This is a genomic window from Microbacterium halotolerans, assembly GCF_003569805.1.
In the GTDB taxonomy this organism is placed as follows: Bacteria; Actinomycetota; Actinomycetes; order Actinomycetales; family Microbacteriaceae; genus Microbacterium; species Microbacterium halotolerans.
Genome location: NZ_KZ984052.1, coordinates 208083 through 222175 on the forward strand (window position 1 = coordinate 208083; position 14093 = coordinate 222175).

Here is a 14093-nt window from a genome sequence, read left to right on the forward strand (position 1 = left end):
CCCCGCGCCCAGCCGCCGAGATGCGCATTTCTCGTCGAGATGCGCCGCTGTGGACGCGTTCTCGTCGAAGAAATGCGCATCTCACGAGCCCCTCGCTCCGGATGAGGAAGGGCCCCGAATCCGCCGGAGCGAATTCGGGGCCCTTTCGGAGCTGTGGGCGGATCAGACGCCGTAGTAGAGCTCGAACTCGAACGGGTGCGGGCGCTGAGCCATCGGGAGCACCTCGGCCTCGAACTTGTACTCGATCCAGGTCTCGATGAGCTCCTCGGTGAACACGCCGCCCTCAAGCAGGAATGCGTGGTCCTCGCGCAGCGCATCGAGCACCTCGGGGAGGGTCGTCGGCACCTGCGGGATGCTCTTGGCCTCCTCCGGCGGGAGCTCGTAGAGGTCCTTGTCGATCGGCTCGTGCGGCTCGATGCGGTTCTTGATGCCGTCGATGCCGGCCATCAGCTGCGCCGCGAACGCGAAGTACGGGTTGCCGGACGCGTCAGGAGCGCGGAACTCGATGCGCTTGGCCTTCGGGTTCGAGCCCGTGATCGGGATGCGGATCGCAGCCGAGCGGTTGCCTGCCGAGTAGACGAGGTTGATCGGCGCCTCGAAGCCCTTGACCAGACGGTGGTACGAGTTGATGGTCGGGTTCGTGAACGCGAGCAGTGCGGGGGCGTGCTTCAGGATGCCGCCGATGTACCAGCGTGCGACGTCGGAGAGCTGCGCGTAGCCCTGCTCGTCGTAGAACAGCGGCGAGCCGTCCTTCCACAGCGACTGGTGCGTGTGCATGCCCGACCCGTTGTCGCCGAAGATCGGCTTCGGCATGAACGTTGCCGACTTGCCCCACTCCTCAGCGGTGTTCTTCACGATGTACTTGAACTTCAGCACGTCATCGGCCGCGTGGACCATCGTGTCGAACTTGTAGTTGATCTCGGCCTGGCCGGCGCCGCCCACCTCGTGGTGCGCGCGCTCGAGCTCGAGGCCGGCGTCGATCAGACGCGTCGAGATGTCGTCGCGCAGGTCTGCGTGCTTGTCGACGGGGGAGACGGGGAAGTAACCGCCCTTGTACGCCGTCTTGTTGCCGAGGTTCCCGCCCTCTTCCTTGCGACCGGTGTTCCACGCGGCCTCTTCGGCGTCGACCGAGTAAAAGCTCTTGCCCTGCGAGACCTCGTAGCGCACGTCGTCGAAGACGTAGAACTCCGCCTCGGGGGCGAAGAACGCGGTGTCGGCGATGCCGGTCGACGCGAGGTACTTCTCGGCCTTCTTCGCGACCTGGCGCGGGTCCTTCGAGTAGATCTCGCCGTTGCGCGGGTTGTAGATGTCGAACACCATCACGAGCGTCTTGTGCTCGCGGAACGGGTCGAGGTAGGCCGTGGTGACATCCGGGATGAGCTGGAGGTCGCTCTCATCGATGCTGGCGAAGCCGCGGATCGACGACCCGTCGAACATCTGACCTGTCGTGAAGAAGTCTTCGTCGACCGTCGATGCAGGGATGTTGAAGTGCTGCTGCACACCCGGAAGATCCGTGAAACGGATGTCGAGGAACTTGACGTCCTCATCCTTGATGAACGTGAGCACCTCGGAGGAATCGTTGAACATTGAGGCTCCAGAATCGCCGATTGCGTGAGTGCCGCCTTCGCAGACGGCACTATGAACCTAGCGATTCCACGTTGCTCTGTCATATCCTCAATGTTTCGAGCATGTTACGAGCGACGGTTTCGTAGGCTGTTCGGATGAGTGAAGCACGCGCGGATGCCGACTACCCAGGCGAACGACTCGGGCTGCCCCGGAGCGGACCGGGGAGCATCGCCACGTTCGGGCGCCGCGTCGCGGCGCTGGTCATCGATCTCGTATGCGCCGCGCTGATCGGGCTGGCGTTCTTCGACTACTCGCCTCTGGCGACGAACCTCATCTTCGCGGCCATGCAGATACTGTTCATACCGACGATCGGTGGGAGTCCCGGTCACCGCATCATGGGCATGTACCTGGTGCGCTCGGTCGGAGGATGGGCGGGCGTATGGCGCCCCGTCATCCGCACGGCGCTGCTGTTCCTCATCATCCCCGCCGTCGTGGCGGACGACGATCACCGAGGGCTGCATGACAAGGCTGCAGGAACGATGCTGCTCAGGAAGTGAGCGCGCACCTCGCGTCGTGGTCAGTCGCCTGGCTCTCGGCCCGACTTCCTTCCTCTGTCTGGGCGGTGCCCCGCACTCTCGGCGCGCTCAGGGCGCGTCGAGCGCTCAGCGGGGGCGGGGTGCCCTGGCCTTCAGCGGGTCGACACCTTTGGGGATCGGCAGCGAGCTGAGTGACTGAGACAGCGACTCGAGGCGCGAGACGACGGCGTTCAGCGTGGCCTTGTCGATCTTCTTCGGCAGCGCCTTGATCTGCTTGGCGAGGTGCTTGATCTCGATCTCGTCCTCGCCGTGGCCGATGTAGAACGTGTGCACGGGGACTCCGGCGGCGGCGCGCTTGGCCTTCATGTTCTCATCGCGCATCAGCTTCTTGAGCCGGCCGCGCGATCCCTCGCCGACCAGCACGATTCCACCGCGACCCACAGCGCGGTACACGGCCTCCTGGGTCTTGGGGTTGACGCCGACGGGCATCTCATCGGCGCGCCAGCTCCGGCCGAGCATGTTGGACACCACGTGTCCCGCGGCACCGGGTGTGCCGTCGATGCGGCGGTACATGACGATCGTCGCGAGCCGGTTCATCAGAAGCATCGCCGCGATCAGACCGAGCATCACGCCGAACAGCGGCCACATGACGAAGCCGAGGATGGTCGGCTGGAAGAGGAACGCGAGCAGCACGCCGAGCCCGGCACCCACGACGAGCCCGCCGATCTGGGCATACGGCAGCCAGGGATAGTCCTTGCGAGTGAAGGAGATGAGGTCCTTGATCTGCGAGAAGAAGCCTGGACGCTTCTCCGCTTTGCTGCCGCGTTCTGCCATGTCTTCCAGTTTACGTCGCTTCCCCCACAGGCGCGGAATCGAGCGTTCTCCGTCCACATCCGGCTGTGAGTTGTTCCGCACCGTGCGCAGAGCACCGAACGTGGAGACATGGATGCAGGAAGGGACGAAGCGGAGCAGGAACGGCGAGCTCCCGAATCGCCGCTGACGGGCGCGTACGGGGCCATCCGAGCGATCGAGGCGTCGGAGGGGCCGGTTCGCGGGGTGCTGGCACGGGGACCGGACGGGCCCGTCGCGCTGACGGACGCCGATCGGCTGGACGGCTGGGCGGGTTGGGCCATGCGTGGTCAGCACGTGTATGCGCCGATCGACGTCGTGCGCCGACCCGACGGTCACGACGTCGTGCTGCCGTGGTGCCCGCATCGTGTCGCGGAGGACTGGGCCGCACGGCGCCTGACAGGAGGGCAGGCGGTCACCCTCGCCGTGAGCCTGCTGCGAGGCGCGACCGAGGCGCGACAGGGCGAGAGAGGCGCCTCTCAGGGGCCGGTCGGCCGTTGGTGGGCGGATGTCGACGGTCGACCGGTGTTCGTCGCGTCGCTGCCCGGTGACGGTGAGCCGGCGAGGGGCGCGGCCGAAGGCGCTGCGGCCGTGCTGCGCACTGTGGCCGAGAAGGCAGCCGACCGAGTCGTGATTCGGCTGCTCGACCGTGCTGTGGCAGCCCTCCACGATCCCGCTCGGCTCGAAGGTGATCTGCGGGAGCTCGAGGCTGATCTGTTCGACGCGTGTGCCCCGCAGCCGCTGAGCTTCGAAGCCGGCACCGACGGCGACGCAGCCGCATCGCCGACGGCGGGCGACGTGCGCTCGGCGAACAGGGAGTGGTCTGTCGATCCGAGAGCACTCGCCGAGAGCGTATGGAACGGCAGGATCGCAGAGGCGGCCGCCGATGTGCTCGCTCAGGTGAAGGGCGCGGCGTCGCGGGCGCTCCGCGGCCGTCGCGCCGCGTACCTCGCGGGCGCTGCCGCCGCGCTCGCTGTGGTCCTCGTCGGTGTGCTGCTGCCGCAGGGAGAACCACCCGCGGCAGCGGATGGGGGAGCCGTGCGCTCCGACTCCGGCGTGCACGGCGACGAGATGGATGCTCAGGAGCAGGCAGAGGACGGACACGACGCTGCGGCGCCTCGGGATGGTCAGCGCTCAGGCGATGACGCGGAGCGCGAGGAGAGCGGGAACGAGACGGACGAGGCCGTGCCGGGAAGCGAGGACGGGAACGGCGAGGAGATCGCCGTGCAGGTGCAGGCGATGCCGGTCGACGCAGCAACGAGCCTGCTGCGCCGTGCGGCCAGCTGCGCGGAATCCGGAGACGCGACATGCGACGGCACGATCGAGCCCGGCTCGAATCTGACGGCGGACGGTGCGCCGTGGCACGAACTGGCGGAAGCGCAGATCTCACTCGTCGATGACTACGGCGGAGCGGCGCTGGTGCGCGCGGAGTCCGATGCGGATGCGCACTATCTCAGTCTCGCGCTTCGCGACGGACTTTGGATGCTGCGAGACGTGTACGCGGCGGGGTGACGTCGGCGGGCGAGCGTCTGATGGGCGGCAGTCGTGTTCGAAACGGTGACGCACGAGGGCGGGAGGACCGTTCGATCCTCCCGCCCTCGTGATCGTATCGGGTCAGATGCCGAGGTCGGCGGTGAACTCCGCAGCTTCCAGCCGAGCCTTCATGGCCGAAAGGAAGCGGGCTGCGTCCGCGCCGTCGATCGTGCGGTGGTCATAGGAGAGCGCAAGGTACACGTACGACCGGATGCCGATGGCCTCGCCAGCATCCGTGGACACGACGCCGGGGCGCTTGTACACGATCCCGGTGCCGAGGATCGCCGACTGCGGCAGGAACACGACGGGTGTGTCGAAGAGCGCGCCGCGCGAACCGGTGTTGGTCAGCGTGAACGTGCCGCCGGCGAGCTCGTCGGGCTTCAGCTTGTTGTCGCGTGTGCGTGCGGCGAGGTCGGCGATGTCGCCCGCGATCTGTGCGAGGTTCTTGTCACCGGCGTCGCGCAGGACGGGAGTGAGCAGGCCGCGCTCCGTGTCGACGGCGATGGAGAGGTTCTCGCTCGCGGGGTACACGATGTTCTCGCCGTCGAGCGTCGAGTTGATGATCGGGTATGCCTTGAGCGCCTCGGCAGCCGCCAGGGCGAAGAACGGCATGAACGACAGCTTGTTGCCGGTCTTGGTGAGGAACTCGTCCTTGACTCCTGAGCGGAGCGCGGCGACCGCAGTCACATCGACCTCGACGACCGTCGTCAGCTGCGCCGTTGAGGTCATGGATTCGACGGCGCGCTTGGCGAGCACCTTGCGCAGGCGCGTCATCGGCTGAGTCGTGCCGCGCAGCGGCGAGGCCTCGAGCTTCGCCGCTGTCGGTGCTGCGGCGGATGCTGAGGGGGCGGACGCCGCCTTGAGCACATCCTCCTTGCGGATGCGTCCGCCTACGCCCGAGCCCTGGACGGTCGTCAGATCGACGCCCTGCTGAGCGGCGAGTCGGCGGACCAGAGGCGTGACGTAGACCCTGTCATCGGCTGAAGGAGCCGACGGGGCGGGTGCTTCTGCCTCTGCTGCCGGTGCGGGGGCGACAGGGGTCTCGGATGCGGGAGCTTCGGCGGCAGGAGTGGGCGCCTCTGCTGCGGGGGCGGGCGCTTCTGCGGCAGGCGCGGAAGCTTCAGCCGCTGGGGCGGGCGCTTCGGCCGCTGGCGCAGCGGCCGCCGGGGCGCCGGAGCCGACGCGGGCGAGGACGGAGCCGACCTCGACGGTGTCGTCTTCGCCGGCGAGGAGTTCGAGCACGGTTCCGGCGACGGGCGAGGGGACCTCGGTGTCGACCTTGTCGGTGGAGATCTCGAGCAGAGGCTCGTCGACATCGACGGAGTCGCCGATGTTCTTCAGCCAGCGGGTGATGGTGCCTTCCGTGACGGACTCGCCGAGCTCAGGGAGCACGACGTCGGTCGCATCGTCGGATGCGGCGGGAGCCTCGTTCGCGGGTGCTTCTGCGGCGGGAGCCTCTGCCGCAGGCGCCGGAGCCTCCGCTGCTGGCGCCTCCGCTGCTGGCGCCTCGTCCTCCGCGGTCTCGGACGCGGGGGCTGCCGGCTCCGCAGGAGCGTCGCTGCCGTCGCCGATCTTCGCCAGCACGGCGCCCACCTCGACGGTGTCGTCCTCGCCGAACAGGAGTTCCTCGACGACGCCGGTCACGGGTGAGGGCACCTCGGTGTCCACCTTGTCGGTCGAGACCTCGAGCAGGGCCTCGTCCTCCTGCACCGTATCGCCGACGTTCTTCAGCCAGCGGGTGATGGTGCCCTCGGTGACGCTCTCGCCGAGAGCGGGGAGGACTACAGAAGTGCTCATGTCGAAGTCTCCTTCGTAAAAGTCGATGACGTGTCTAGCTTAGATCCCCGCGCCCGTTGCGGCGAACGCGAAGCGGGGCAGGGGAGTGGGAATTCGGTCAGAGCGAATGCAGGGGCTTCCCGGCGAGCGCCAGGAACGCCTCGCCGAGCGCTTCGCTCTGCGTCGGGTGGGCGTGCACGAGAGGGGCGATATCCTCCGGATGAGCGTCCCACGCCACGGCGAGCTGTCCCTCCGTGATCAGTTCGCCCACGCGGTCGCCGATCAGATGGACGCCGATGACGGGGCCGTCGACGCGGCGCACGACCTTCACGAATCCGCCGGTGCCGATGATCCCGCTTCTGGCGTTGCCTGCGAGGTCGAAGCGGTTCGTCGCGATTCCGGCCGAGCCGAACTCGGCGATCGCCTCCGCCTCGGTCACTCCGACGGACGCGACCTCCGGGTGCGAGTACGTCACGCGGGGGATGTGACGGTCGTCGATCGGGGTGACGGACTCCCCGGCGATCGCCTCGGCTGCGAGGATGCCCTGCTGGAATCCGCGGTGCGCGAGCTGCGGACCTCGCGTCACGTCGCCGACGGCCCAGACGTTCTGCGCCGAGGTGCGGCAGTGCTCGTCGACCACGACATGCCCGCCGTCGAGGGCGACGCCCGCATCTTCCAAGCCGATCCCGGATGTCGCAGGCCCCCGTCCGACCGCCACGAGCAGGATGTCGGCTTCGAGCGTTTCGTCACCGAGATGCACGGCGACGCCGTTCGCAGTCTCTTCGGCTCCGGAAACGGTCGTCGCGAGTCTGGAGACGATCCCGCGCTTGCGGAACGCGCGCTCGAGCGCCGTGCTGACCGCCTCGTCCTCGTTCGGGACGAGGCGGTCGAGACCCTCGACGATCGTGACCTCGGCGCCGAGCGAGCGCCACGCGCTGGCGAACTCCACGCCGATCACGCCGCCGCCGAGCACGATCGCCCGTGCAGGCACGGTCTCCTGCGCGAGCGCGCCCTCGCTGGTCACGATGCGGTCCCCGAGCTCGATGCCCGGCACGAGCCTGCTGCGGGATCCTGTCGCGACCACGACGTCGCCGCCGCGGTACGTGTCCTCGCCGACCCGCACCGAGCCGTCGGCCAGCAGCGTCCCGAATCCGTCGACGACGGTGATCCCGCGTGCCTTGATCAATCCGACCAGGCCGCGGTGCTTGCCCGCGACGATGCCATCTCGGTAATCCCGCATCGCTGGTCCGTCGACCCCTGACAGCTCCGCCCGCACGCCGGAGGTCCCGGCGCTGCGAACGACGTCGGCGACTTCTGCGGAGTGCAGCAGAGCCTTCGTCGGCACGCATCCGCGATGCAGGCAGGTGCCGCCGAGAAGGTCCCCCTCGATCAGCGCGACCGTCTTGCCGAGCTCTGCGGAACGCAGAGCGGTTGCGTAGCCTCCAGACCCGCCGCCGAGAACGACGACGTCGAACGCGTGCTCTGTCACGAGATCCCTCTTCCTGGTCGACCGTTCACCGGACACCCATTCGTTCAGGCGACCCGGCCGCCGGCGGCGACGAAGTCGATCAGAGCGCGCGTCGAGGCGCCTGTCGGTCCCTTGCCCGTGAAGCCGTAGGAACCGGATGCGCTCATCGCCGAGCCCGCGATGTCGAGGTGCAGCCACGGAATGCGCGGCGCATCGGACTCGCCTGCGCCGTTGCCGACGAAGCGGCGCAGGAACAGCCCGGCGAAGAGCGACCCGGCTGCACGGCTGCCGACGTTCGCGTTCTGCATGTCGGCGACGCGCGAGTCCAGCTCCTCCTCGATGTAGTCGGGGAGCGGGAGCGCCCAGGCGAGCTCGCCGGTGCGGTCGGCCGAGCGCAGGAACGCGTCAACGGGTTCGGCGTCGCCCATGATGCCCGTGAAGCGCGTGCCGAGTGCCACCATCATGGCTCCCGTGAGCGTCGCGACGTCGACCACGACATCCGGTGTCTCCCTCGTCGCCGCGACGAGACCGTCGGCGAGAACGAGGCGCCCCTCGGCATCGGTGTTGGTCACCTCGACAGTGGTGCCGTCGGCCATCGTGAGCACGTCGCCGGGGCGCGTGGCCCGGCCGGACGGCATGTTCTCGGCGATGCACATCCAGGCGGTCACGCGCACCGGCAGCTCCAGCTGCGCGGCCGCGCGCACGACGGCGAGCACCTCAGCCGCACCCGTCATGTCCTCCTGCATGCCCACCATCGATGCGGCGGGCTTCAGTGAGAGCCCTCCGGTGTCGAACGTGATGCCCTTGCCGACGAGCGCGACGTGACGATCAGCGCCATCCGGCGCGTAGTCGAGCCGGACGAGACGGGGCGGGTTGTCCGAACCGCGGCCGACGCCGAGGATGCCGCCGAAGCCGCCGGTCGCCAGCGCTTCCTCATCCCACACCGTCGCGGTGATGGGCAGGTCGGCAGTGAGCGTCTCAGCCGCCTCGGCCAACTGGGCAGGTGTCTGGTCGGCTGCCGGTGTGGAGACGAGATCCTTCACGAGCGTGACGGCCTCGCCGTAGGCGCGTGCCAGTGCCAGGTCGCTGTCTGCGACGTGAGCCGGAGCGTGCAGCAGGATCGACGAGGCGTGACGGGAGGCATCGTCAGCGTCGCGGCCGCTCTTGTACGCGGTGAAGTCGTACGAGCCGAGCAGGGCGCCCTCTGCGGCACCGCGCCATGCATCGTCGGCATCGGCGGCGACCGCGACGGCGATCCGGTCGAATCCGGTCAGCTGCCGTGCTCCTGCGCCGACTGCGTCGCGCACGGTGTCGACGGTGACGTCCGCGCCGAGGCCGACGACGGCGAGGGGCCTGTCGGTGACGGCCGGGGCGTGGACTCTGGCGTACGCGCCCTTCGATCCGGTGAAGCCGATCGCATCGAGCGCCGGCCGGAGCCCGTCGAGCTCGCCGTCGGCGTCTTTCAGGGAGGGAACGGCGAGAAGCAGGGCGTCCGCTTCGTGGGCGGAGAAGGGCACGTGGGTGACCGTGATTTCGGGAAGAGCCATGCGTCCATCCTAGGAGGTTGCGCCGGTAGGGCGCCGGTGAAGGGAGCAGGGCGCGGGTGTCGTGATGGCAAGGCCGAGGAGGAGTGCGCACTGTCGTGCGCCGACGACGAGAACGCCGCCAGCGCGGCGCCCACGGCTCGCGAGTCAGGCGAGCCTGCCGGCGCGGCTTCGAGGGAGTGTGACTTCGGCCGGGGCGAGCGACATGTTCACCGTCGGCGTATCTGCTGGTGTAGGGCCTCAGTGTCGGCGCGGCCTCGTACCATGGAGGTATGCCCGCTTTCGGTCCGTTGTACACGCGAGTCGCCAACTCCCCGGTCGTCCCGGGGCGTCTGCCGCTCGTCGTTCTGATGACCGGCTTCACCGACGCCGGCGGCACGGTGGCCGGCCTGGTCGACTTCGCGCGTGACGAGCTCGACCCGCATCCGCTCGTCACGTTCTCGAACGACTCGCTGCTCGACTACCGCGCGCGCCGCCCCGTGATCACGTTCGACCAGGATCACCTCACGGAGTACCGCCCGCCGCGGCTCGAGCTGTCGCTGGCGCACGATGCCCTCGGCCAGCCGTTCCTGGTCCTGTCCGGGTACGAACCCGACTTCGGGTGGGACGCGTTCGTAGAGGCCGTCGGCGGCTTCGTCGACGACTTCGAGATCGCGTCCGTGACGTGGGTGCACGCGATTCCCATGCCCGTTCCGCACACCAGGGCGATCGGGGCGACGGTGAGCGGCACGCGCGGCGATCTGGTCGAGGAGCACTCCGTGTGGCGTCCGCAGACGCAGGCGCCTGCGACGATCGGTCACCTGCTCGAACTCCGGATGATCGAGGCGGGCCACCCGACAACCGGGTTCGTGCTGCTCGTGCCGCACTACCTCTCCGACACCGAGTATCCGGGGGCGAGCGCGCTGGCGCTGGAGAAGATCATGGCTGCGACCGGGCTGGTGTTCGATCTGGCGGATCTGCGTGAGGAGAACGAAACCTACATCCAGAAGGTCGAGGAGCAGATCTCCGGGAACGAGGAGCTCCGGCAGATGATCCATCGTCTGGAGGAGCGGCACGACGCCTACATGGCCGGCGAGCTCTCGGAGGAGCACGCAGACGACGGCATCGATGAGTCGTCCCTGCCCAGCGCCGATGAACTCGCCGCGGAACTCGAGCGCTACCTGGCGTCGCGGCCTTCCGGAGACGACGACAAGTCGTCATAGGACAACGCACGACGGCCGCTGTTCTGCGGTGTGCGAGGGAATATCCGTACGCTCCCGAGCGTTCGTTCTGGTGAGGTTCAGTACAGGATTGTCGATCTTGCCGTGAGCTATGCGATACTAACAAGACAGGCCCGTTGTCAACCCGGCGCACAAGCGCGGCGACTTGACATGGGTCTTACTCCTGCCCAGAAACACCCGGGGGCGACGCGCATGCGCCGTCGGTGAAAGGCCAGACGTGACGACAGGAACGAAGACTCCGCGCTCGAACGCGAAGAAGAGCGCTTCGAACAAGTCCGCAGCGGTGGAAACCGCGGCGGAGGCAGCCGAGGAGACGGAAGGCATGCCCGCCGCAGAGAACAGCACCGCGACTGAGAAGCCAGCGGCCAAGAAGACCACAGCGAAGAAGACGGCGGCCAAGGGCAGCAAGACGCCCAAGGCCGACGTCGACGAGGCCGCGCCTGACACGTCGGCGATCGAGGTCGTCGAGGACGCGAGCGACGACGCGTCCAAGCCGAAGGAGAAGAGCGAGCCGCTGCCCACGGGGGCGATCGTCATCTCTCAGGCCGAGGAAGAAGAGATCCCGGTCTACTCCACCCAGATCACGGGTGCGACCGCCGATCCCGTCAAGGACTACCTCAAGCAGATCGGCAAGGTTCCGCTGCTGAACGCGGCGGAAGAGGTGGATCTCGCCATGCGCATCGAGGCGGGCCTGTTCGCCGAGGACAAGCTGGCCAAGCTGAGCGCCGCGGAGAAGACCGGCCAGCTCGGGCTCGACCTGCAGTGGGTCGTGCGAGACGGCCGTCGCGCGAAGAGCCACCTGCTGGGCGCGAACCTGCGCCTCGTGGTCTCGCTCGCCAAGCGCTACACGGGCCGCGGCATGCAGTTCCTCGACCTGATCCAGGAGGGCAACCTCGGCCTGATCCGCGCTGTCGAGAAGTTCGACTACACCAAGGGCTTCAAGTTCTCCACCTACGCGACGTGGTGGATCCGTCAGGCGATCACCCGCGCCATGGCCGATCAGGCGCGCACGATCCGCATTCCCGTGCACATGGTCGAGGTCATCAACAAGCTCGCACGCGTGCAGCGTCAGATGCTCCAGGACCTGGGTCGCGAGCCCACACCGGAGGAGCTGTCCAAGGAGCTGGACATGACCCCGGAGAAGGTCGTGGAGGTGCAGAAGTACGGCCGCGAGCCGATCTCCCTCTCGACGCCGCTGGGCGAGGACGGCGACAGCGAGTTCGGCGACCTCATCGAGGACACCGAGGCGGTCGTCCCGGCCGACGCGGTGGGCTTCACCATGCTGCAGCGCCAGCTGGAGAGCCTGCTCGACTCGCTCTCGGAGCGTGAGGCCGGCGTCATCCGGATGCGCTTCGGCCTCGGTGACGGACAGCCGAAGACGCTCGACCAGATCGGCGACACGTTCGGCGTCACACGCGAACGCATAAGGCAGATAGAGTCCAAGACGATGGCGAAGCTCCGGCACCCGAGCCGTTCGCAGTCGTTGCGTGACTACCTTGAGTGAGCCCAGGCCCGCGTCGGCGGCGCGCTCGGCGGGCCCGCGGTACATCTTCCCGGTGCTCGTCGGGAAGCTCGCGCGCTTCGCCACGCGTCTGCGCGGCGGAGGCGGGGCGCTTCCCGGGTACCTGACGAACAAGCTCGCACCGTCCCTGCTGTCGACGCTGGCGAACCAATTCGGCTACGGCGTCGTGTTCGTGCTCGGCTCGAACGGCAAGACCACGACGACGCACATGATCAGCGAGATCCTGCGCGCGCACGGGCTGAACGTGTTCACCAACCCGACCGGCGCGAATCTGCCGCAGGGCGTGACGAGCGCGCTGCTGGCCGATGCGACGCTGACCGGCAGGGTGCGCGCCGACGTCGCGGTGCTCGAAGTCGACGAGGGATATGCGGCCGAACTGGCCGACGTGCTCGCGCCGAGCGTGATTCTGTCGCTGAACGTGCAGGTCGATCAGCTCTACCGCTTCTATGAGACGGAGCGCGTGGCGGACATGATGCTCGAGGCGTCGAGCCGCGCATCCGGCCATGTCGTGATCAACCGCGACGACGCCTACCTGTCGAAGATCGACGAGGGCGCTATGAGGGCGCCGGTGTCGTACTTCGGCGTCGCCCCTGCGCTGGTCGAGGCGTCGGCGCACGGCCTCGCCAACGCTGAGGACACCCGCAGCGGCGAGAGCGCCGTCTTCCACGAGGCGTTCGCCGAGGTCACGGGCGCGGACGGTCGAGCGGTCACGGCGGTCGTCGACGGTGCCGAGGTGGGCTTCACGCTTCCGGCGCCCGGTATGCACTATGCGGCCGATGCGGCCGCGGCCCTCACCGTCGCCTCGCGCGTGCTCGGCGATGCGTTCCGCGGGGAGCGCGCCTCTTCCGGCTTCGCGACGATGGCACCGGCCTTCGGTCGCGGTGAGGTCATCCCGCTGCGGGAGGGCGCCGACGACGAGCAGGTCGAGTTCGTGATGTTCAAGAACGGTCCGAGCCTGCAGCTCAACATCGACGCTCTCAGCGGCTCGCCGGAGCGGATGCTGATGGCGATCGACGAGGGCACGCCTGATGTCTCGTGGCTGTACGACGTCGACCTCTCGTCGATCGAGCATGTCGATGTGGTCACGGGCGAGAAGGCGTTCCAGCTCGCGCTTCGGCTCGAACACGCCGGCATCCCGATCGACCTCGTCGAGCCGGACATGGAGAAGGCCGTCGCGCACATGCGTGCGCTGGATGCGACCTCGAGAGGGCGGCAGACCTGGTTCGTCAACTACGAGCTCATGATGATCGGTCGCAAGATCCTCGGCCACGGCGATCAGGAGGTGGCCCGTCGATGAGTGAGCAGAACCTGCGCATCGCGCAGCTGTACCCCGTCGAGCTCGGGGTCACCGGTGATCGCGGCAACGTCAGCGCGCTGCAGGCGCGCTGGGAGCGCTCCTCGGACGGGCGCACGACGGAGCACGTTGCAGTCGGACGCGGCGATGAGCTTCCGGACGACGCCGACATCATCGTGATCGGCAACGGTCCGCTGTCGGCGATGCGACTCGTCGCCGACGATCTGCGTGCTCGGTCGGCGCGGCTCGAGAGCCTCGTCGCCGGCGGCGCACCGCTGCTCGCGGTCGGCGGCGGTGCCGAGCTGCTCAGCGAGGGCGTCGCGCCGCTCGAGGGCGAACGGCTCCAGGGCCTTGGTCTGTTCCCGTTCCGGGTCAGCCGCACCCACGAGCGACGCGTCGGATACGTCGTGGCGGACGCGTCGCACGGCAGGCTGGTCGGCTTCGAGGACCACGCCTCGGAATGGACGCTCTCCGACGACGCCGAAGTCTATGGAACGGTCACCGCCGGCTCCGGAAGCTTCGCGCTCGGCTCGGGCCGGGGCGAGACGGTGCGACGCGGTGCGGCGTACGCGTCGAATGTGCAGGGTCCGGCCCTCCCGCTGAACCCCCAGCTGACGAACACGCTGCTGGCCGCGGCCGCGGAGCGGCGCGGGCTCGATTTCGCTCCGGGTGCCGGAGCGGCGGAGCTCGATCGTCTCGCGGACGGCGCCCGTGAGGCGATCATCTCCAGAGCGGGCAAGGTCTTCAACTCGATCGGTCTCTGACCGAAAGAGCACTGGTGAGGT

General features: G+C 68.3%; 11 protein-coding genes. 6 read left to right on the forward strand and 5 right to left on the reverse strand.

Features of this window, described 5'->3' with window-relative positions:
- Positions 1 to 162 precede the first annotated feature (162 nt).
- Positions 163 to 1587 carry a type I glutamate--ammonia ligase gene (gene glnA, locus DZG09_RS10255; protein ID WP_119697647.1) on the reverse strand — a complete coding sequence of 475 codons (1425 nt, stop codon included), beginning with the start codon at positions 1585 to 1587 and terminating at the stop codon, positions 163 to 165.
- A 134-nt stretch (positions 1588 to 1721) separates the two neighbouring features.
- Between glnA and DZG09_RS10260 the strand changes: the two genes are divergently transcribed.
- A complete protein-coding gene (locus DZG09_RS10260; RefSeq protein ID WP_119697648.1) occupies positions 1722 to 2123 on the forward strand; it encodes an RDD family protein in 402 nt (133 codons plus the stop codon).
- Between the two features lie 105 nt (positions 2124 to 2228).
- On the opposite strand, the gene DZG09_RS10265 is transcribed toward DZG09_RS10260, so the two are convergent.
- Positions 2229 to 2936: a DUF4191 family protein gene (locus DZG09_RS10265; RefSeq protein WP_119697649.1), complete on the reverse strand. Its 708-nt coding sequence runs from the start codon at positions 2934 to 2936 to the stop codon at positions 2229 to 2231.
- A gap of 108 nt (positions 2937 to 3044) precedes the next feature.
- Between DZG09_RS10265 and DZG09_RS10270 the strand changes: the two genes are divergently transcribed.
- Positions 3045 to 4463, forward strand: a complete 1419-nt coding sequence (locus DZG09_RS10270; RefSeq protein WP_119697650.1) for a hypothetical protein — start codon at positions 3045 to 3047, stop codon at positions 4461 to 4463.
- A 102-nt stretch (positions 4464 to 4565) separates the two neighbouring features.
- Here the strand turns inward: DZG09_RS10270 and sucB are convergent, their stop codons facing one another.
- From sucB to DZG09_RS10285, 3 genes are all read right to left on the reverse strand, one after another.
- Positions 4566 to 6281, reverse strand: a complete 1716-nt coding sequence (gene sucB, locus DZG09_RS10275; RefSeq protein WP_119697651.1) for a 2-oxoglutarate dehydrogenase, E2 component, dihydrolipoamide succinyltransferase — start codon at positions 6279 to 6281, stop codon at positions 4566 to 4568.
- Between the two features lie 97 nt (positions 6282 to 6378).
- Positions 6379 to 7749, reverse strand: a complete 1371-nt coding sequence (gene lpdA, locus DZG09_RS10280; protein ID WP_119697978.1) for a dihydrolipoyl dehydrogenase — start codon at positions 7747 to 7749, stop codon at positions 6379 to 6381.
- 44 nt (positions 7750 to 7793) lie between these two features.
- A complete protein-coding gene (locus DZG09_RS10285) occupies positions 7794 to 9275 on the reverse strand; it encodes a leucyl aminopeptidase (protein WP_119697652.1) in 1482 nt (493 codons plus the stop codon).
- 269 nt (positions 9276 to 9544) lie between these two features.
- Here DZG09_RS10285 and DZG09_RS10290 point away from each other — a divergent pair, with 269 nt between their 5' ends.
- From DZG09_RS10290 to DZG09_RS10305, 4 genes are all read left to right on the forward strand, one after another.
- On the forward strand, positions 9545 to 10474 hold the full coding sequence (locus DZG09_RS10290; RefSeq protein ID WP_119697653.1) for a proteasome assembly chaperone family protein: 930 nt from the start codon (positions 9545 to 9547) through the stop codon (positions 10472 to 10474).
- A 301-nt stretch (positions 10475 to 10775) separates the two neighbouring features.
- Complete coding sequence (locus DZG09_RS10295) at positions 10776 to 11996, forward strand: RNA polymerase sigma factor (RefSeq protein ID WP_420845904.1); 1221 nt, start codon at positions 10776 to 10778, stop codon at positions 11994 to 11996.
- A complete protein-coding gene (locus DZG09_RS10300; protein ID WP_162893275.1) occupies positions 11989 to 13311 on the forward strand; it encodes a MurT ligase domain-containing protein in 1323 nt (440 codons plus the stop codon). Before DZG09_RS10295 ends, DZG09_RS10300 begins: the two co-directional genes overlap by 8 nt.
- Positions 13308 to 14072: a type 1 glutamine amidotransferase gene (locus tag DZG09_RS10305; protein WP_119697656.1), complete on the forward strand. Its 765-nt coding sequence runs from the start codon at positions 13308 to 13310 to the stop codon at positions 14070 to 14072. The genes DZG09_RS10300 and DZG09_RS10305 overlap by 4 nt, the downstream gene beginning before the upstream one ends.
- Positions 14073 to 14093: the final 21 nt, after the last annotated feature.